Source organism: Pseudohalioglobus sediminis (assembly GCF_008370495.1).
Classification (GTDB): Bacteria; Pseudomonadota; Gammaproteobacteria; order Pseudomonadales; family Halieaceae; genus Halioglobus.
The window spans coordinates 263,662-283,078 of record NZ_VTUX01000005.1; the positions used below are offsets into that span (position 1 = coordinate 263,662).

Annotated in this window: 18 protein-coding genes; 11 read left to right on the top strand and 7 right to left on the bottom strand. The window is 61.4% G+C overall.

Going from position 1 to position 19,417, the window contains the following annotated elements:
- Entirely contained in the window at positions 1–1,065 is a 1,065-nt protein-coding gene (gene rfbB / locus F0M18_RS12495; protein ID WP_149611778.1) for a dTDP-glucose 4,6-dehydratase, read from the top strand.
- A 15-nt stretch (positions 1,066–1,080) separates the two neighbouring features.
- Here rfbB and rfbC read toward each other — a convergent pair whose 3' ends face one another.
- Positions 1,081–1,629 (bottom strand): dTDP-4-dehydrorhamnose 3,5-epimerase, encoded by a 549-nt coding sequence (gene rfbC / locus F0M18_RS12500; RefSeq protein WP_149611779.1) that lies wholly within the window; start codon positions 1,627–1,629, stop codon positions 1,081–1,083.
- A complete protein-coding gene (gene rfbA, locus F0M18_RS12505; protein ID WP_149611780.1) occupies positions 1,619–2,524 on the bottom strand; it encodes a glucose-1-phosphate thymidylyltransferase RfbA in 906 nt (301 codons plus the stop codon). Before rfbA ends, rfbC begins: the two co-directional genes overlap by 11 nt.
- A 287-nt stretch (positions 2,525–2,811) precedes the next feature.
- Here rfbA and F0M18_RS12510 point away from each other — a divergent pair, with 287 nt between their 5' ends.
- From F0M18_RS12510 to F0M18_RS12520, 3 genes are read left to right on the top strand one after another with little or no spacing between them, the layout of a single operon-like run.
- A complete protein-coding gene (locus tag F0M18_RS12510) occupies positions 2,812–4,053 on the top strand; it encodes a glycosyltransferase family 4 protein (protein ID WP_262500932.1) in 1,242 nt (413 codons plus the stop codon).
- Positions 4,040–4,756, top strand: coding sequence for a class I SAM-dependent methyltransferase (locus F0M18_RS12515; protein ID WP_149611781.1), 717 nt, complete (start codon positions 4,040–4,042; stop codon positions 4,754–4,756). Before F0M18_RS12510 ends, F0M18_RS12515 begins: the two co-directional genes overlap by 14 nt.
- The gene (locus tag F0M18_RS12520) at positions 4,753–5,823 is read left to right on the top strand and encodes a prenyltransferase/squalene oxidase repeat-containing protein (protein WP_149611782.1); all 1,071 of its coding nucleotides are present in this window, start codon (positions 4,753–4,755) and stop codon (positions 5,821–5,823) included. The genes F0M18_RS12515 and F0M18_RS12520 overlap by 4 nt, the downstream gene beginning before the upstream one ends.
- A 306-nt stretch (positions 5,824–6,129) precedes the next feature.
- Here F0M18_RS12520 and F0M18_RS12525 read toward each other — a convergent pair whose 3' ends face one another.
- Positions 6,130–6,747 carry a class I SAM-dependent methyltransferase gene (locus F0M18_RS12525; RefSeq protein ID WP_149611783.1) on the bottom strand — a complete coding sequence of 206 codons (618 nt, stop codon included), beginning with the start codon at positions 6,745–6,747 and terminating at the stop codon, positions 6,130–6,132.
- Positions 6,748–6,858: 111 nt separating this feature from the next.
- On the opposite strand from F0M18_RS12525, the gene hldE reads away from it, so the two are divergent.
- A complete protein-coding gene (hldE, locus tag F0M18_RS12530; RefSeq protein WP_149611784.1) occupies positions 6,859–8,289 on the top strand; it encodes a bifunctional D-glycero-beta-D-manno-heptose-7-phosphate kinase/D-glycero-beta-D-manno-heptose 1-phosphate adenylyltransferase HldE in 1,431 nt (476 codons plus the stop codon).
- Between the two features lie 4 nt (positions 8,290–8,293).
- Here hldE and F0M18_RS12535 read toward each other — a convergent pair whose 3' ends face one another.
- Positions 8,294–9,079: an aldo/keto reductase gene (locus tag F0M18_RS12535; protein WP_149611785.1), complete on the bottom strand. Its 786-nt coding sequence runs from the start codon at positions 9,077–9,079 to the stop codon at positions 8,294–8,296.
- Positions 9,076–10,272 (bottom strand): FAD-dependent oxidoreductase, encoded by a 1,197-nt coding sequence (locus F0M18_RS12540; RefSeq protein WP_149611786.1) that lies wholly within the window; start codon positions 10,270–10,272, stop codon positions 9,076–9,078. The genes F0M18_RS12535 and F0M18_RS12540 overlap by 4 nt, the downstream gene beginning before the upstream one ends.
- 160 nt (positions 10,273–10,432) lie before the next feature.
- Between F0M18_RS12540 and waaA the strand changes: the two genes are divergently transcribed.
- Positions 10,433–11,713 carry a lipid IV(A) 3-deoxy-D-manno-octulosonic acid transferase gene (waaA, locus tag F0M18_RS12545; RefSeq protein WP_149611787.1) on the top strand — a complete coding sequence of 427 codons (1,281 nt, stop codon included), beginning with the start codon at positions 10,433–10,435 and terminating at the stop codon, positions 11,711–11,713.
- 24 nt (positions 11,714–11,737) lie between these two features.
- Here waaA and F0M18_RS12550 read toward each other — a convergent pair whose 3' ends face one another.
- Positions 11,738–13,150 carry a TolC family outer membrane protein gene (locus F0M18_RS12550; RefSeq protein WP_149611788.1) on the bottom strand — a complete coding sequence of 471 codons (1,413 nt, stop codon included), beginning with the start codon at positions 13,148–13,150 and terminating at the stop codon, positions 11,738–11,740.
- A 211-nt stretch (positions 13,151–13,361) separates the two neighbouring features.
- Between F0M18_RS12550 and F0M18_RS12555 the strand changes: the two genes are divergently transcribed.
- The 4 genes from F0M18_RS12555 (at position 13,362) to F0M18_RS12570 (ending at position 17,354) form a co-directional block, all read left to right on the top strand.
- A complete protein-coding gene (locus F0M18_RS12555; RefSeq protein WP_149611789.1) occupies positions 13,362–13,805 on the top strand; it encodes a DUF1249 domain-containing protein in 444 nt (147 codons plus the stop codon).
- Between the two features lie 14 nt (positions 13,806–13,819).
- Positions 13,820–14,665, top strand: coding sequence for a 3',5'-cyclic-AMP phosphodiesterase (gene cpdA / locus F0M18_RS12560; protein ID WP_149611790.1), 846 nt, complete (start codon positions 13,820–13,822; stop codon positions 14,663–14,665).
- Positions 14,666–14,775: 110 nt separating this feature from the next.
- The gene (gene parE, locus F0M18_RS12565; RefSeq protein WP_149611791.1) at positions 14,776–16,662 is read left to right on the top strand and encodes a DNA topoisomerase IV subunit B; all 1,887 of its coding nucleotides are present in this window, start codon (positions 14,776–14,778) and stop codon (positions 16,660–16,662) included.
- Between the two features lie 104 nt (positions 16,663–16,766).
- Positions 16,767–17,354: a YceI family protein gene (locus F0M18_RS12570; protein WP_223177978.1), complete on the top strand. Its 588-nt coding sequence runs from the start codon at positions 16,767–16,769 to the stop codon at positions 17,352–17,354.
- 48 nt (positions 17,355–17,402) lie between these two features.
- Here F0M18_RS12570 and F0M18_RS12575 read toward each other — a convergent pair whose 3' ends face one another.
- Positions 17,403–18,008: a YhgN family NAAT transporter gene (locus tag F0M18_RS12575; protein WP_149611793.1), complete on the bottom strand. Its 606-nt coding sequence runs from the start codon at positions 18,006–18,008 to the stop codon at positions 17,403–17,405.
- Between the two features lie 156 nt (positions 18,009–18,164).
- Here F0M18_RS12575 and F0M18_RS12580 point away from each other — a divergent pair, with 156 nt between their 5' ends.
- Positions 18,165–19,295 carry a tetratricopeptide repeat protein gene (locus F0M18_RS12580; RefSeq protein WP_188109704.1) on the top strand — a complete coding sequence of 377 codons (1,131 nt, stop codon included), beginning with the start codon at positions 18,165–18,167 and terminating at the stop codon, positions 19,293–19,295.
- Positions 19,296–19,417 lie beyond the last annotated feature (122 nt).

Here is a 19,417-nt window from a genome sequence, read left to right on the forward strand (position 1 = left end):
TTGCCCCGTTCACTATTGGTCACTGGTGCGGCCGGTTTCATCGGCGCCAACTTTGTGCACTACTGGCGTCGCCAGCATCCGCAGGATGTGATCGTTGCCTACGACGCGCTCACTTACGCGGGTAACCGCGAAAACCTGGCGACGCTTGAGGGTAGCGCGGGCTTTCACTTCGTGCATGCGGATATCTGCGACCAGGCGACGGTGCTGGCCACACTGCGCGAGCACGAGGTCGATACGGTGGTGCACTTTGCTGCGGAAAGCCACGTGGATCGTTCCATCACCGGCCCGGATGCATTTATCGAAACCAATGTTGTGGGCACCCACACCCTGTTGAAGGCCGCGCGTGAATACTGGCTCGGGGGTGACGCTGCGATGTCGCATCGTTTCCACCATGTTTCCACAGACGAGGTTTACGGCTCGCTGGCGGCGGATGCCCCGGGCTTTTATGAAGAGCAGAAGTACGAGCCAAATTCGCCCTATTCGGCGAGCAAGGCCGCCTCGGATCACCTGGTACGGGCCTACCATCACACCTATGGCCTGCAGGTAACAACCAGTAATTGCTCGAATAACTACGGGCCATATCACTTCCCTGAGAAGCTGATACCGCTTTGCCTCACCAATATTCTCAGGGGATTACCTTTGCCGGTGTATGGTGATGGCAGCAACATCCGTGACTGGCTGTACGTGGAAGATCACTGCCGGGGAATCGAAAACGTGCTGCTAGCGGGTCGGGTCGGGGAAACCTACAACATCGGCGGCAACAATGAGTGGACAAACCTGGATATCGTGCACCTGTTGTGCGATCAACTCGATTCGCGCTTTGGCGCCAGCCCGGACCTGGCGCAGCGCTTTCCCGATGCCCCCGGTGCCAGTGGCGGCAGCGCCCGCGATTTGATCACCTTTGTCGAAGATCGGGCCGGTCACGACTGGCGGTACGCCATCGATGCGACAAAAATCAGTGATGAACTCGGCTTTTCTCCGGCTGAAACCTTCGAGACGGGGTTGTCGAAAACGCTGGACTGGTACCTGGATAACGAGACCTGGTGGCGACCGCTCCTGGTTTAGTCGATACGCTTTGGGTCAATCCAGCAGCGGGGCTTCGCTGAAGGGCAGCCCCTGCGCGTCCTTGCCCGAGAGCTGTGGCGCCTGGCCATCTATAAGCGGCCACTCTATACCGACTGCGGGGTCGTCCCAGGCCAGCGAAATCTCGCTTTCGGGGTGGTACATATCGGTACACTTGTACTGGAAATCGGCAACGTCAGTTAGCACATAGAAGCCGTGTGCAAACCCGGCCGGTACCCATAGCATTTGCCGGTTTTCCTCGCTCAGGGTAACGCCGAACCACTGTCCCAGGGTGGGCGAGTCGCGGCGCATATCCACCACTGCGTCAAATACTGCCCCGGCGGTTACCCGCACCAATTTTCCCTGCGTATGCTGCGTCTGGTAGTGCATGCCGCGGAGAATACCGCGGGCGGAGCGACTGTGATTGTCCTGCACAAATTCCATATCGAAGCCGGCGTTGGCAAAGGTGCGCGCATTCCAGCTCTCCATGAAGAAGCCGCGCTCGTCGCCGTAAACATCCGGTGTCAGCAGGTAGACGCCCTGCAAGGTGGTGGGCTCAAACTTCATGAAACACCATGCCCTGTTCGTTCAGCAGACTCTTCAGATAGAGGCCGTAGCCGCTCTTTTCCAGTGGTGCGGCCAGGGCCAGCAGCTCTTCCGCGGAAATGTAACCCATACGGAACGCGACCTCCTCGGGACAGGCGATTTTCAATCCCTGCCGCTCTTCGACCACGCGCACAAAATTGGCCGCATCCAGCAGCGAGTTGTGGGTGCCGGTGTCGAGCCAGGCGCTGCCGCGGCTCATGACTTCCACTTTGAGGTCGCCGCGCTCCAGGTAGCGCTTGTTGACGTCGGTGATCTCCAGCTCGCCCCGCGGTGAGGGGGTAATGCTCCTGGCGATATCCACCACGTCGTTGTCGTAGAAATACAGGCCGGTCACCGCGTAATGCGACTTCGGGTCGGTGGGCTTTTCCTCGATGTCCCGGGCCACGCCGTCCTTGTCGAATGACACCACGCCATAGCGCTCAGGGTCCTGCACGTAGTAGGCGAAGACCGAGGCGCCGGAATCGCGCTGCGCGGCGTTGCGCAGTTTCAGGGTGAAGCCGCCGCCGTAGAAAATGTTGTCGCCCAGTACCAGGGCTACCTTGTCGGTGCCGATGAATTCCTCGCCCAGTATAAAAGCCTGAGCCAGGCCGTCCGGATCCGGCTGTACCGTGTAGCTTATGCTGACGCCCCACCGGGAGCCATCGCCAAGCAGGTCTGCGAAGGCTTCCTGGTCGCGAGGTGTGGTGATGACCAGGATGTCGCGAATGCCCGCCAGCATGAGGGTTGCCAGCGGGTAGTAGATCATCGGCTTGTCATATACCGGCATCAGTTGCTTGGAGACGGTGCTGGTAAGTGGATGCAGGCGAGTGCCGGACCCGCCTGCCAGGATAATGCCCTTGTAGGCCGTGTCGCTCATGGATGTCTGGATTCCCCGGATATGAGCGCTGATTATACTGGTAACAGCGCTGATTTGGCGAGCCGGTACCCCGGCGCCGCAGTTGCAGGGGGTGGATTTTTGAGCAGGCGCTGCTTACAATCTTGGGCTTTTGTCTTGCGGGCAAAGTCGCTTTGAAGGCGCGTCCACCGCCCCGAAAGACTGTTACCCCGCCATCAGCAAACGAGGATGCCCCCATCAGGCAGCTAGAGTCAGTATCCGCCGCAGCGGCGCAACCCCTGGCAGCGGCAGACGCCGCCGCGCCCGGCTTGGCGGATAAACCGCTGCGTATTGCCCTGCTGGGTTACCGCAGCCAGCCACACGGCGGCGGGCAGGGGGTTTACCTGCGTTACCTCAGTAAAGGGCTGGTTGACGCGGGACACACCGTGGACGTGATTTCGGGGCCGCCCTATCCGCACCTGGACCCGCGGGTACGCTTGATCAAGCTACCCAGCCTGGATCTGTTCGAAAACGGGCTACTGTCTCTAAGGCCACATCACCTGCGCTCGTTTACCAACATCATCGAGTGGACCAGCAAGCTGACCGGAGGCTTTGCCGAGCCCTACACGTTTGGTCGTCGGGCGGTGAAGTACCTGCGCCAGCACGGCGCTGAGTACGACCTTATCCACGACAACCAGAGTCTCAGCTACGGGATGCTCGAACTGCAGGAGATGGGCCTGCCGCTGGTCACCACAGTGCACCACCCGATTACCTCGGACTTGCGCATAGCCCTGAATGCTGCGCGCAACCCCTGGGAGCGGCTGCTGATTCGGCGTTGGCACTCGTTTCTGGAGATGCAGAAGAAAGTGGTCAAGCAGCTGCACAATATTGTCACTGTCTCCGACTGCTCACGCCAGGATATCGCCCGCGATTTCGGCCTGCAGCCTGCGGGCATCAGCATCGTCCACAACGGCGTCGACACAGACATGTTCCGCCCTCTGGAGGGCGTCCAGCGCCGGCCCCTGCGCCTGATGGCCACCTGCAGCGCTGACGCTCCCCTCAAAGGCACGCGGTTCCTGGTCAGGGCCTATGCCCGGTTGCTGGAGACCTACCCGGAGCTGGAATTGTTGATGGTGAGCAAGCCGCTGCCCGGCGGCAAGACCGAGAGGTTGGTGAAGAAGCTGGGGCTTACCGACCGCATCCAGTTTGTCAGCGGTATCAGCACCGAACAGATGGTGCGCTATTACGCAGAAGCCACCGTGGCCATTGTGCCCTCGGTATATGAAGGCTTCGGTCTGCCCGCAGCGGAAGCCATGGCCTGCGGCGTACCGGTGGTATCGACAGACGGCGGCGCGTTGCCGGAAGTGGTTGGCGATGCCGGCATTATCGTGCCGGCAAAAAATGTGGAGGCCATGGTTGACGCGATAGATGGTCTTTTGCGCGACCCGCAGCGGCGTGCCCAACTCGGAGAGGCAGGGCGCCAGCGCATCGACGACGCCTTCTGCTGGCAGGTTTGCGCACGGGAAATGACCGCCTACTATCGGGAAGTATTGGCTAATGCAAACAGTTGATTTCAAGCACTTCCCGCTGCAGGCCGGCGACACCGTCCTGGACCTGGGCTGTGGCGAGGGGCGCCATGTGATCTCTGCGTATCTGGAAGCAGAGGTGCATTCCATCGGGGTGGATCTGTCTCTCGATGACCTCAGGACCACCCAGGAAAAGTTCAGCGACTTCGCCGAACCCGATAACCCGGCAAAGTCTTTTGGCCTGTCTTCAGCCAATGCCCTGGAACTGCCTTTCGCTGACAACACTTTCGACAAGGTCATCTGCAGTGAAGTGCTGGAGCATATCCCTGACTACCAGGGTGCTCTGCGTGAGATCCAGCGCGTACTCAAGCCCGGGGGCCTGTTCTGTGCCAGTGTGCCAAGGCGCTGGCCAGAGAAAATATGCTGGGCCCTGAGTGAGGAGTACTACAATACGCCGGGCGGCCATATCCGCATATTTCGCGCCAGTGAGTTGCGCGGCGATATCGAGCAGCTCGGTTTCAAGCACTACCACCGCCACTGGGCGCACGCCTTGCACGCCCCGTTCTGGTGGCTGAAGTGCCTGTTCTGGGAGCAGCAGGACAGCAACTGGCTGGTGAACCAGTATCATCGCCTGCTGGTCTGGGACCTGATGGAGCGCCCGGCGCTTACGCGCGTTACCGAGCGTATGATGAATCCACTGATGGGCAAGAGTGTGGTGATGTATTTTCGTAAGGGAGCCGCGGCATGAGCGGTCTGTACCTGAGCCGCGGCCTGTTCCCCGCCGAGTTTCTGCGCCCCACCGTGGAATTTATCCTGCAAACGCAACGGGATAGCGGCGAGATACCGTGGTTTGAAGGCGGTTACGCCGATCCCTGGGATCATGTCGAGGCGGCGATGGGCCTGTCTATCGGCGGAGAATACGATGCCGCCCGCAAGGCATATGAATGGCTGTACAGCATGCAGCTGGCGGACGGCAGTTGGTGGGCCGCCTATCGCGGTGAAGAGGTGGACAATTACGAGCGCCGCGAGACCAATTTCGTCGCTTACATCGCAGCCGGTATCTGGCATCACTACCTGATAACCGAAGATCGCGATTTCCTGCGCGCCATGTGGCCCATGGTGGATAGCGCTATCGGCTTCGTGCTGGCGCTGCAGACAGAGCACGGTGAGATTCTCTGGGCGGTAGATGGGGAGGGCAGGCCCAAGGATGACGCACTGGTAACCGGCTGCAGCTCTATCTACAAGAGCCTGGAATGCGCCCACAATATCGCCTATACCCTCGATGAGCCGCGACCGCACTGGTTGCAGGCGCGTCAACGCCTTGGTAACGCCCTGCGGCACAAGCCCGAGCGCTTCGACCGCAACTGGGAGAGCAAGGCGCGCTATTCCATGGACTGGTTCTACCCGGTGCTCACGGGTGTGTTGCCGCAGAAAGAGTCCCGTGCCCGTCTCGCGGCGCGCTGGGATGAGTTCGTGGAAAACCGGCTGGGTTGTCGCTGTGTTTCTGACGAACCCTGGGTGACCGTGGCCGAGTCCTGCGAGCTGGTGCTGGCCCTGCTCGCAGCGGGTGATCACGCTCGCGCGGTGGAGGTCTACAGCTGGCTGCACCAGTGGCGCCTGCAGGACGGGTCCTACTGGACCGGTTACCAGATGGTGGAAGACCTGCTGTGGCCGGACGAAAAGCCGACCTGGACTGCGGGCGCGATTCTTATGGCCGCTGATGCGCTCACCGAGCACACGTCGGCGTCCCGGCTATTCTGTTCTGTGCAGTTGCTGGGTGAAGGTGCCCAGAAGCGGATCGTGAAAGCAGATTGATTTCTGGTATCTGAGCGCTTTGAGCCGGCCGGGCCCGGGGAGGGTATGACCTCTTGGCGGGACCGCCAGAAGCACTTGCTGTGTCGCCAAGCGAGAACCAACACCCTCCCGCAAAGAACTTGAATTCGTGGATTGCTGAGCAAGGACTGGGTGATGACGATTCCCTCACGAAAATGTGCGGAGCCATGGATGGCGCGGCCGGCGCACCGGGAGCCCAAGCAGCCAGGGATGGCACGATTTTGCGGTTTTCGAGAGGGAATCGTCATCGCCCAGGCCGGCCCGGCCAAGAGAAGACACCAATGACCGCTACAGCCTGCGCAACAGCCCCAGCGTGTTAACCCGCCCCAGATCTTCGAACAAACCCGACGCCAGCGCCATACGGTAGATGGCCCAGGGTGCCTGACCACCTTCGTGGGCATCTTCGAACAGGTCGTGAATGGCCAGTATCCCGGTGCGCATGAGGTGCGCGGTCCAGCAGCGGTAGTCGGTCAGCGCCGCATCCAGGCTGTGGCCGCCGTCGATGAACACCATGGCCAAAGGTGTCTGCCACTGCCGGGCTGCGGCATCTGAGCCGGCCACCAGCGGCACCACGGTTTCATCCAGCCCCGCGCTGCGGATATTGCGGCGGAACTCCCGGAAGGTATCGACCTGGCCCTCGCCAGTGTCGTACAGGTCCGGATCGTGAAAATACTCACCCAGCTGGTGCTCCTCGGAGCCACGATGGTGGTCCAGCGCGAACACGGTGGCGCCGTTGCGGCGGCAGGCAAGGCCCAGGTATATAGTGGATTTACCGCAGTAGCTGCCGATTTCCAGCACCGGACCCTTGCGGCTCTCCACCAGCGCGTGATGGTGCAATGCATGGGCCTCGTCGTCGGCGAGAAAGCCCTTGATCTCGTCGATATTGCCGGGAAGGTCGGGGATCATGCGAGAAATCTCGGGGTAACGGGCAGGGCAAAGTAGCGTTTTTGTCGAGCCTTGGCAAGCGCCCGCCGTGCTATCATGCCGCAGGTCAAACAACCCCGAGGACAGCTAGCGATGAAACTGGAAATGCCGCGTTTCGATCAGGCGCAGGTACTGGTTCTGGGGGACATCATGCTCGATCGATACTGGGAGGGCGGCACTTCGCGAATCTCGCCGGAGGCGCCGGTGCCCGTGGTCAAGGTAGAGCAGATCAAGGACCGCCCTGGCGGCGCAGGTAACGTGGCCCTGAATATTGCCGCCCTCGGCGCCGGTGCCCAGCTGGCCGGCTACACCGGTGACGACGAGATGGCCGACTCGCTGGAAGACATGCTTTCCGGCGCCGGCGTGCACTGTGGCTTTACCCGCGTAGTGGGCCACCCCACGATTACCAAGTTGCGGGTCCTCAGTCGGCACCAGCAGCTGATTCGCCTGGATTTTGAAGAGCCCGGGCTGTCCAGTTCCGGCGCCCCGCTGAAAGAAAGTCTGCCGCAGTTGTTGCCGCACTGTGGCGCACTGGTGCTGTCGGATTATGCCAAGGGCGCGCTGGATGATCCGGCGCCGCTGATCGAGGCGGCCCGCGATGCGGGCGTGCCGGTGCTGGTGGATCCCAAGGGGACAGATTTCACGCGTTATCGCGGCGCCACCCTGCTGACCCCCAACTTCCACGAGTTCGAGGCGGTGGTGGGCCCATGCCCCACCGAAGCTGAACTGGTGGAACGCGGCGAAGAACTGATGCATACGTTGCAACTTCAGGCCCTGTTGGTTACCCGCGGCGAGCACGGCATGACCCTGCTGCGTCCCGGCGCGGAAGAACTGCATTTGCCGGCCCGGGCCCGGGAAGTATTTGATGTCACTGGCGCCGGGGACACGGTGATTGCCGTACTCGCCGCCGCCGTCGCCGCCGGGGCCTCGCTGCCACAGTCAGTTGCCCTGGCGAATATCGCCGCCAGCATCGTGGTGGGCAAGCTGGGCACGGCGACAGTGAGCGGCCCGGAACTGCGGCGCGCGGTGCAGCAGGACCAGGGCTCGGAGCGCGGTGCGGTGACCCTGGAGCAGTTACAGATCGCCGTAGCCGATGCCCGCAGCCATGGCGAGAAAGTGGTGTTTACCAATGGTTGTTTTGACATCATTCACGCCGGGCATGTCACCTACCTCGAAGAGGCGCGGCGGCAGGGCGATCGCTTGATCGTGGCGGTGAACTCGGATGCCTCGGTGCGGCGGCTCAAGGGCAAGGGCCGCCCGATCAACCCACAGGAGCGGCGTATGGCGGTGCTGGCGGGCCTGGAAGCGGTGGACTGGGTGGTCTGTTTCGAGGACGACACGCCGCGCTCCATGCTGGAGGCGCTGCAGCCGGATGTGCTGGTCAAGGGCGGTGACTATGCCGACAAGGAAGCCGTGGTGGGCTGGGAAATAGTCGAAGCCTACGGTGGGGAGGTGAAGGTCCTGGGTGTTGTAGACGACCTTTCCACGACCGCCATTGTCAGCCGCATACAGGGTAACAAGTAAGCGCTTACTTCTGTAGAGAGCGCCGGGCAGCCTCGACGTTCCCCCGTAAGTGTTCAGGATTGATAGTGCCGACAATGGCGGCCCCGGTGGCCGGGTGGCCGAATACCAGGTCCATGGCCGCCTGTACCGGGTCGGCTACCGGCTGCAGGTGGCCACTGGCCAGCGCTTTCTTCACCAGCGCACCTTTACCCAGTTCAGCGCAGGCATCCAGTACTGCAGCTTCCTCCCGCTGTGCCAGGTTGTAGGTCAGCATTACCAGGTCTGCGGCGCGGGCAGCTGCCCGGCCGCCGGCGACGGTTTTGGTGGACATGCCGAAGGCGCGAATCAGCCCTGCAGACTTGAGTTCATCCAGGGCTTCCAGCGTGCCCCAGCGCTGGATAATGTCCAGGTCGTCGCCATTGGAGTGCACCAGCACCATGTCTATCACGTCGGTACGCAGGCGCTGCAAACTGCGCTGCACCGAGAAGCGGGTGTGTTCGGGGCTGAAGTCGAAACTGGATTGGCTACCGTCAAATTCTTCCCCGACCTTGGTGCATATCACCCAGTGCCCCCGCTGACCGCGCAGCAGCTGCCCCAGGCGCTCCTCGCTGTTGCCATAGGCCGGTGCGGTGTCGATCAGGTTGATGCCGAGGTCACGGGCCTGGTTGATTAGCGCTGTCGCCTCGCTGTCGTCTGGAATGGTGAAGCCCCGCGGGTACTTGACGCCCTGGTCACGCCCCAGCTTCACCGTGCCCAGCCCCAGTGCACTGACCTCTATGCCGGTGCTTCCCAACTGCCGCAGCCAGCTCACGAGAACAGCGTGTCCCAGCAGGTCTCGGCGATACCCGGACGACCCCAGGCCGCCAGCGGCGCGATGTCTGTCTCCGGGCCGGGCGCGATATCGCGGGCTGCCAGGGCAAGGTCAACTTCATCTGCCAGGTTGGGCGTCAGGCTGAGCTTGGTAGGCCATGCGACCAGGGCGTTATCGACACTGTCTACAGCACCCACGTAGGCGCTGTCGGGTCGCAGCAGGGCCGACTGTCGCGGCTCCCCGCGGTCCAGTCGCAGGGTGCGCCACTGGCAATCGCCAAAGTCGATCCAGGGCAGCAGTTCGTTAAGTTCAGCCTGCGCCCGGGCAATCACCTCTTCGGCAGGCGCATCGGCGCCTTCCGTGGCCAGGTCACCTCCCAGGTACCAGACCGGTTCGCCCGCGCTCGTGCGATGGCTGGAAATGGTCAGTCGTGGTGAAGAACTGGCGCCAGTGCAGTGTGCGTAGAACGGCTCCGCATACTGATGCTTGACCAGGACCTGCTGCAGCGGCCGGCGCTGCATGGCGGGCTCACTGCCGCCGAGGGCCTGCACCAGGGCCTCGTTGCCGACGCCGGCTGTGAGCAACAGTTGCCGAGGTCGCAGTTCCATCTGTGGCGACCGCAGGTAGGCGAGGCGGTTCTCAACTTCCAGCGAGGCTGTGTTCCAGTCCACGGAGAAAATAGCGTCCCGGTGCTGCTCGGCGAGGGTTTGCACCAGCGAGGGAACATCCAGTACCAGGTCCACCAGCCGGTAGGCCTGGCCCTTGAAGCGGGGTGATGCCAGCGGCCGGGGCAGGGCATCGCGAGTGAGTTTTTCCACGCGTCCGCGCAGCATCTTGCTGGCAAAGAAGGAGCTGACCCGAGAGGTCAGCCCGGTGTGTGACCAGAGATAGAAATTCTCGCTCAGTACATTGCAAGTGCGCAGATCGACCTTGCCCTCGCCGCGCAGGCAACTGCGCCAGATGGCAGGCATGGCCGAGATCGCCTCGGAGCTGCCGCTCCAGGCGCCTGACAGTGCGTATTTGATGCCGCCGTGAATCATGCCCTGGGAGGCAATCGTCTGCTCACTGCCAAGGGCATTCCGTTCCATCAGCACGGCGTTAAAGCCGCGGTTGCGCAGCTGGTTGAGAGTCCACAGCCCGGCGATACCGCCGCCGATAATGGCTATGTCTGTGTGTAGCACAGGCGTGCCCATTGGGCGCTCCAGGAAATTGCAAAGCGCGATTATAGCCCGATAACGCGATTGTGGTGCCGCCTGCCGGGTCACCAACTGAGTGAAAAAAACACGCCACGGAAACAGGCCCGCAGGGTTGCTGGCTGGTATTCTCTCGCTATTCAGTTAAAAGGAGTCACCCATGCGCTACCTGTATAGCGCGTTGTTCTATGCGCTGCTGCCGCTGTTGTGGTTGCGCATGCTGCTGCGTTCCCGGCGAGCACCCGCTTACCGACAGCGCCTGGCGGAGCGTCTGGGGGTGTTCCAGTGCCCGCGGGAGATCATCGAGGGGCGAGTCATCTGGGTGCATGCGGTGTCCGTTGGTGAAGCGCTGGCAGCGGTGCCGCTGGTGGAGGAGTTGCTCGCGCAGTGGCCGGAACACTCCGTGGTGATGACCACCACTACCCCGACCGGTTCCGAACGTGTTCGCGCCCAGTTCGGCGCGCGGGTGTTCCATGTTTATGCGCCCTGGGATATCCCCGGCGCCGTGCAGCGCTTCCTGGCCCGGGTGCGCCCCGAATTGCTGATCATCATGGAGACAGAACTGTGGCCCAATATGATCCACTACAGCAAGCGGGGCGGGTGTCGCATCGTACTTGCCAACGCCCGCCTGTCGGCGCGCTCCGCGCGTGGTTACGCGCGTTTTGCCGGCTTGACCGGGTCTATGCTTGCCGGGCTGGATCGCGTTGCCTGCCAGTCGGAGGCTGATGGTGAGCGCTTGCTAACGCTGGGTCTGGAGGCGTCGCGCCTGCGCCTGACCGGCAGTATCAAATTTGATATTGAACTGGATGCGGCGCTGCGGTCCCAGGCGCAATCGCTGCGGGTGGCGCTGGGTCAGCGGCCGGTGTTGCTGGCGTCCAGCACCCACCAGGGCGAAGACGAAGTGGTACTGGATGCTTTCTGTCAGTTGCGACAGTCACAGCCACAGCTGCTCTGCCTCATCGTGCCGCGACACCCGGAGCGCTTCGAATCCGTGTACGCCCTGTGCCAGTCAAGGGGATTGCATACAGCGCGGCGCTCTCAGGCAGAGACGGTGTCCCCGGAGCACGCTGTCCTGCTCGGCGACACCATGGGTGAGTTGCGCCTGCTCTCCGGCGTGGCCACGGTTTGCGTGATCGGTGGCAGTTTTATCGAGCACGGCGGGCAGAATGTGCTCGAGGCCGCAGCCTGGGGAGTGCCCGTGGTCAGCGGGCCGCATATGTTCAACTTCAGCGAAATTACTGAACTGCTGCTTGCCGCGGGCGGCATGATACAGGTGGCCGACGCCGGCGAACTGACCCCAACGCTGCGGGAACTGCTGGCCGATGAAAACCGGCGCCGTGACATGGGGCACGCCGCCGAGGCTGTCGTCGATGCCAATCGGGGCGCGCTGGCGCGTCTGCTGGAGCTGGTGGGTGAGGTGTTGGAATCCGCCGGCGCCTGAGGTGGCGCCGGCCGGCCGGGCCAGCTACTTGGAACTGCTGGCCGCTGGTGCTGGTGGTGTGAGCAGGTAGGAATCCAGGTTGATCACGTCTTGCGGGCTGAGCAACCCCGCCTGCTCTTTCAGGCGCATCATGTTGATGATGTAGTCGTAGCGGCTGTTGGCGTAATCCCGCTGCGCGGCGAACAAGGTGTTCTGCGCATTCAGTACGTCTACCACATTCCGTGTACCTACCTCGTAACCGGCCTGGGTCGCATCGAGTGCGCTCCTGGACGAAACGATACTTTGCTTGCGTGCCTTGACCCGGGACACGTCACTGACCACGGTCATGTGCAGCGACCGCGTATTAGTCACGGTAGTGCGGCCGAGGTTGATGCGCTGCTCGCGCGCGGCATTGAATTGCTGCGCTGCCTGGCGGCGATTGGCACTGATGGCGCCACCGGAATACAGCGGCATATCCACGCGCAGCTCCCAGCGGTCGCCGTCGGTATTGTTGAAAGGCGAGCTGTTGAACTGCGTTTCCGGCGTGATGGTGCGACGACCGTCGGTCTGGTTATCGGAATAACTGTAGTTGCCGCTGATCTTGAAGCCATGTTCCAGGGCCGCGGACTTGGAGGACTGCCGAGCGGCTTCTTCCTGGAACTTGGCAGCCTTGAGGCTGAAGTTGTTCTCCAGCGCGAAATCCACCCAGGCGGAGCGATCCAGCGGCTCCGGCGGATTGATCTCGAAGTCTTCCTTGAGCACGCTCAGGTTGCCGTGTTTTTGCCCGGTAAGCACTGACAACTGCTCCAGGGCAACGGCCACGTTGTTTTCGTCGACAATGCGGTTAACCTGCGACAGGTCATACGCTGCCTGTGCCTCATACACATCGGTAATGGCAATCAGGCCCACCTCGAAGCGCTGTTGGGTCTGCTCCAGCTGGCGTTCAAAGGCGCGTTCCTGGGCCCTGGATGCTTCAAGGTTGTCCTGCGCACGCAGTACCCCAAGGTAAGCATCCACCACGCGTACGATCAGGTTCTGCTGGTTACCGGCGAAAGTCGCTTCAGCCTGTTTCGTGGTCTCCTCTCCGGCCTTGAAGCTGAACCACGCCGGCAGGTCAAAAAGGGCCTGGTTCAGTGACACCTGGAAGGCATCGGTTATGGTGTCGTTGTCGGTAGTGGAGTTCACCGCGGTAATGCCGTCTTCTACCACCTGGAAGGTCTCTGAATCGGTGCTGGTGTCAGAGCCCGCGCGCGAGTAGTTCGCGTTCACTTTTGGCAGCAGGGCCGACATGCCCAGGTTCTTTGCTTCACGATTGGCCAGGTAGGTGGCTTCCTCCGCCTTCAACTGAGCGTCGTTTTCGAGCGCCAGCTCGTAAATGTCCAGCAGGGACTCGGCCTTTGCGCCCAGCGTTCCCAGGGTAAGTGTCAGCGCGATCAGCGCGACTCCGGTCCGTTTCATGATTTCTCCTCGATGATGCGCGACGGCTCAATGCGCCGCGGGCACGATTCTAGCAGTACCCGGACAGTCTTGCATTGTGTGAACTGCCACTCAAAAATGCGCCTAGTGTTAGTTATCATAAGTGTTAAACTCGTGGCTGAACCATGTCGCAGATCATGTTCGGAAGCCTAATTCCCAGCCTTTCGCAGGGTGGGTCTGGAGAACGGTTGTAGTGCAAAAGCCAGTTAACAAGCCATTCAAAGTGGATATCGCCGAGCTACATGCGGTGTGTGAAGCCAATTATGCCCGCCTGTTGCGCCTGTTCCCGCATTACGAAAGCAGTAACCACCATGGCTTCCAGATCGGCCCCTCCCGGGTACGCCTCGAAGTGGTCGAGCGCTGTCGCTACACCACGATTTTTCGCATCCACCAGCAGCACGCGGAAGCCCGTTGGCTGGGCAGCCTGAAAGTCGAGGTGCGCGCGTACCATGACGCAGGCATGCTGGAGGTGGGCAGTTTCCAGTCCCATCAGCGAATCCAGCCCCGTTACGATTACCCCAACAGCAAGATGCACCAGCAGGATGAAAAATCGCAGCAGAACCGTTTTCTGGCGGACTGGCTGGAGCACTGCCTTGGCAATGGCCTCAGTGCGCATCCCGTTGCGGTCAGGGCCTGAGCGGCGGCGTCAACGTGGGTAACCTCAGCAGTTCAGCACCCCTTTGCCGCATCCAGCCAGCGGGTGACAGCGTGCACCTGGTGCAGTTGACCGACACCCATCTCTGCGCCCAGCGCGGCGGCACCCTGCTCGACATGGACACGGACCGCTCCCTGCAACTGGTGATCAGGCAAGTACTGCGCGAGCGCGAGGTGATCGACGGTGTTCTCTGCACTGGCGACCTGTCCGACCGCGGATATTTACAGGCGTACCAGCGCCTGATCGAGTACCTGCAGGCTTTTGACGCCGAGAGCTTCTGGCTGCCGGGCAACCACGATGACCGTGAGCAGATGGCTGCTGCGATCGCCGGTCAGGCGCATCTGTGTGGTGAAGTGCGGGCGGCCAACTGGCAGATACTGATGCTGAATTCACAGATTCCCGGTGAGGTAGGGGGAGAGCTCGGTGCCGCGGAGCAAGAGCGGTTCGAAAGCGCGTTGCAGGCGGCGCAGGAGCAGGGCCTGTACACCCTGGTCTGCCTGCATCACCAGCCCGTACCTGTTGGCAGCGCGTGGATAGACCAGCAACAGCTGGCTGACGCAGAGCAATTCTGGCAGACGGTCGATCGGCATCCCGGGGTGCGCGGTGTGTTGTGGGGCCATGTACACCAGCAAATCGATACCTGGCGCGGCGATGTCGCATTGATGGCGTCCCCTTCAACCTGTGTGCAGTTCGCTCCTGGCAGTGAGCAGTTCAAGGCCGATGCCCAGCCCCCGGGTTACCGCTGGCTTGAACTGAAGGCTGACGGGGGTATCGGCACCGGTATTTCCCGGGTGATGGACGCCAGCTTCAACGTGGACCTGGAGTCAGGCGGCTACCTCTAGTCTCACCCGCGTTTCCTGGCTAATTTTTTTGCCGGGCTGCGTCACCATGCTGCTACCCTCATGTACAATGGCGGCAACTTCCTTGCAGTCGTTTCAACGCGTTCTCCATAATGAGTCAATATACCGCCGAAGATATCGAAGTCCTCACGGGACTTGAGCCTGTGCGCAAGCGCCCGGGCATGTATACCGACACCACCCGGCCCAACCACCTCGCCCAGGAAGTGATAGACAATTCCGTGGATGAGGCGCTGGCGGGCCATGCCAACCAGATCGACGTGATCCTGCATAAAGACGGCTCGGTATCGGTCAGCGATAACGGTCGCGGCATGCCGGTGGATATCCACCCGGAACAGGGTAAGCCCGGAGTGGAAGTGATTCTTTCCACCCTGCACGCTGGCGGCAAGTTTTCGAACAAGAACTACCAGTTCAGTGGCGGCCTGCACGGTGTCGGTGTCTCGGTTGTGAACGCCCTTTCCAGCGACCTGGTGGTGACTATCCGTCGCGACGGTAAGGTGCACGAGATCCGCTTCGCCGGTGGTGAAAAAACCTCCGACCTCACTGTTATCGACACCTGCGGTAAACGCAATACCGGCACCACGGTGACGTTTACCCCGGATGCGCAGTATTTTGACTCGGTGAATTTCTCGGTCTCGCGCCTGGTGCATGTTTTGCGCGCCAAGGCGGTGTTGTGCCCGGGGCTCCGGGTGAAGTTCAAGGACGAGAAAAAAGGCGAATCACAGGAGTGGTTTTACGAGGACGGTCTCACCGACTACCTCGCCGATGCCACCATTGACTTCCCGGCTATTCCTGAACAACCTTTTGTCGGCAGCTTCAGCGGCAGTAGCGAGGGCGTGGACTGGGCTGTGCAATGGCTGCCGGAGGGCGGCGAGGTGATAGCTGAATCCTACGTCAACCTGATTCCCACCGCCCAGGGCGGCACCCACGTCAACGGCCTGCGTACCGGGCTGCTCGATGCCATGCGTGACTTCTGCGAGCTGCGTAGCCTGCTGCCGCGTGGCATCAAACTGACCCCGGATGATATCTGGGACCGCTGTTGTTATGTCCTGTCTTCCAAGCTGGAGGACCCCCAGTTTTCCGGCCAGACCAAGGAGCGCCTGTCATCGCGGGAAGCGGCTGCCTTCGTTTCGGGTATCGCCAAGGACGCTTTCAGCCTGTGGCTCAACCAGCATACCGAGGAAGCGGAAAAACTGGCGGAGATGTGTATCTCCAATGCCCAGAGCCGTATGCGCAGCGCGAAAAAAGTGGTGCGCAAGAAGGTTTCCGCTGGCCCCGCCCTGCCGGGTAAGCTGGCAGACTGCTCCGGCGAGGATCCCAGCCGCGGCGAATTGTTCCTGGTGGAGGGTGACTCTGCCGGTGGTAGCGCCAAGCAGGCCCGCGACCGGGAATTCCAGGCCATCCTGCCGCTGCGTGGCAAGATCCTCAACACCTGGGAAGTGGACTCGCAGGAGATTTTGGCCTCCCAGGAGGTACACAATATCTCCGTGGCCCTCGGTATCGACCCGGCTTCGGACGATCTCTCCGGTTTGCGCTACCACAAGGTCTGCATCCTCGCCGACGCCGACTCCGACGGCCTGCACATTGCTACCCTGATTTGCGCGCTGTTTGTGCGCCACTTCCGCCCCCTGGTTGCCGCCGGGCATGTGTATGTGGCGATGCCACCGCTATATCGTATCGACGTGGGCAAAGAGGTATTTTATGCTCTGGACGAGGGCGAGAAGCAGGGCGTGCTCGACCGAATCGAGGCGGAAAAACTGCGCGGCAAGGTGAATGTTCAGCGCTTCAAAGGCCTCGGTGAAATGAACCCGCTGCAACTGCGTGAGACCACCATGGACCCGGATACCCGCCGTCTGGTGCGCCTGGTACTGGATGCTGGCGATGGCACCAACAACATGCTGGACATGCTGCTGGCCAAAAAACGCGCCTCGGATCGCAAGGCCTGGCTGGAGAAGAAGGGCGACCTTGCCGAGGTGGTTTGATCGCAGTCTATTTTATTCACAAACCTTGGCCAGCGGGTCGAGGCGGCGCCAGGATGGGCGGAGCAGGCAGGGCGCGCAGCTCGCGGCGAAGAGGAGGCAGAAACGTGGCAATTACAGGCAGGATTCTCGGCATCATTCTCGGCAGCGCACTGATCGCTGCCCAGGCCAATGCCCAGTGGGAACTCAACGACAGTAATTCCGTGATCAATTTTGTCTCGGTGAAAAATGCGAGTATCGCCGAGACCCACAGCTTCCCGGTGTTGATGGGCTACATCAGCGAGCAGGGTGCTGTGCGCGTCAGCATCGACCTCAACAGCGTGGAAACACTGATACCCATCCGCAATGAGCGCATGCGTAAAATGCTATTCAACACGGCGAAGTTCCCTGCGGCGAAAGTGTCTGCAGAGGTCGACACAGAAGTGCTTGCAGAGGCCAGTCGCGGCGGCACGGTGACGACCGAGTTGCCCGTAAACGTCTCGCTGCACGGGGTGGAACAGAGCGTTTCCGTGCCGGTAGTGGTGTTCAGTGACAGCGGCCACCTGAGGGTTATGTCTTCCAGGCCGGTGCTGCTGCGTGCAGAAGATTTCGGGCTCGCGGCGGGTGTGGACGCACTGCGTGAAGTTGCCGGCCTGTCGAGCATCAGCACTGCGATACCGGTAACGCTAAACCTGCAGTTCCGGCAGGCAGAGTGAAGTATTGCCGGTAAGCTAGCTGCAGCGCTGAAGCGCCCGGCATGGCCTTCAGAACGCCGGGGTCTCGTTCAGGTGCAGGAAGGCGCCCACGCCATCAAAGAACATCTGCACTGAAATAATCACCAGTATCATTCCCATCAGCCGTTCAACCGCGATCAGTCCCCGGTTGCCGAGCGCCCGCAGCAGCAGCGGTGCACACATCAGCAGTACGGCGGCCGCCGCCCAGGCGCCGACCAGCGCCAGCGTCCAGTCGAACATGCGATTGGGGTCGGAGGAGACCAGCAATACGGTAATGGCCAGGGCAGAGGGCCCGGCTACCATGGGTATGGCGAGTGGCACGATGAACGGTTCGCCTTCCGGCGTTTCACCGAGCAGGCCATAGGGCGAGGGGAAAATCATGCGTATTGCGATCAGGAACAGGATAATGGCGCCGGCGATACTGATGGATTCCTGCTTCAGCCCCAGTATGTCCAGCAGTGCGCCACCGAGCCAGAGGAAGATCAGCAACACCACCAGCGCAATGAGCAGCTCCCGCGCCAGCACCCACTGGCGGCGTTTCTCGTCCACGTCCTTGAGCACAGACAGGAAGATGGGCACGTTACCCAGCGGGTCCATGACAAAAAGCAGGGTGATAAAGGCAGAAATCGTGTCCAAGGTATCGAGTATTCCCGGTGGCGTGGGTGTCGACGCAGTATATCGCCTTAAGTGTGGTTAACCCATGCAATTAAACCGACTACAATCAGGGGTATTGGAGCTGCAGTGATCCCCGGGCAGGATGCCACTGCATGGAGGTGCCCTATGATGCGCACAATGAGTCGTTTAGCTCTTGCGGCAGGCTTGATCGCAGCCCTTGCTGCCTGTTCGCAGCAGCCGGTGTTGTCCGGCATGGCTGCCAATGCCTTTGATCGGCAGACCCTGTTGAGCGGTGAGTTGCTGGACCTGCCGCTGCCGCAGGCGGCGGAGGCGGAGTTGCTGGCGGTCAATGATGACATGCGGGCGTTCCTTGCAGCGCACGTGCCGCCCGGTGCCAGCAGCAAGCAGCGCGTCGAGGCGATACTTGCGGCAATCCTGGATGACGGCCTCAGGCTGGACTACAACCTGTTCCAGACGCTGACGGCAGAGGAGGCATTTTATTCCCGCCAGGGTAATTGCATGTCGTTTACCAGCCTGTTTGTCGCGCTGGCCCGTGAATCCGGCCTGCGCGTGCGGTTCCAGGAAGTGGAGGTACCGCCTTCCTGGGAATCACAGGGCGACACCTGGATGTATAACAAGCATATCAATGCGGTGGTCGACCTGCATGGTAGCAGCATTATGATCGACTTCGCCCGGGAGCCATTCGATTCAGATTTCCGCCGGCGCCTGCTGGATGATGATGAAGCCCTCGCCCGCTATCACAACAACGTAGGCGTGCATCACATGACCGCTGGCCAGACCGCACGCGCGTTTACGCATTTCAGCACCGCGTTACAGCTGTCTCCTCGCACCGGCTATTTCTGGACTAATCTTGGCAGTCTCTATCGCCGCGCCGATCTGGAATTGGCGGCGGAATCTGCCTACCTGACGGCCATAGAGGTTTCCCGAGACGCGGCCGGCATGAGCAATCTCGCGCGCCTGTACCGGCACCAGGGCCGCGATGCGGCGGCGACGTATTACGAAGAAAAAGTGGAGCTGTTCCGGCGCAAGAACCCGTACTATCTGCACAACCTGGCCACCGAAGCCTATGCCGCGGGCGACTACGAACTTGCTGTGCAGCGCGCTAGATCAGCTATTCGCAGGGATCGCAGCCAGCATGAGTTCCATCGCCTGTTGGGGCTCGCCTATGTGCGCCTGGGTAAGGTGGAACGCGCGAGTGACGCCTTCGAATCCGCGCGCGAGCGGGCGGTGGACGAGTTGCAGCGCGGCACCTATAACCGCAAGCTGTCCCTGCTGGCGAACCTCTGAATGGGTTTGGCTTCAGCAGACAGCCTGCTATCCAGGTTCTCACTGGGGTTGAACAAATCGCAAGCACCAGCGCCGTCACGTGATTGACCCTCAACAAGATTCCAGCTGGTTCAGCTGGCCGT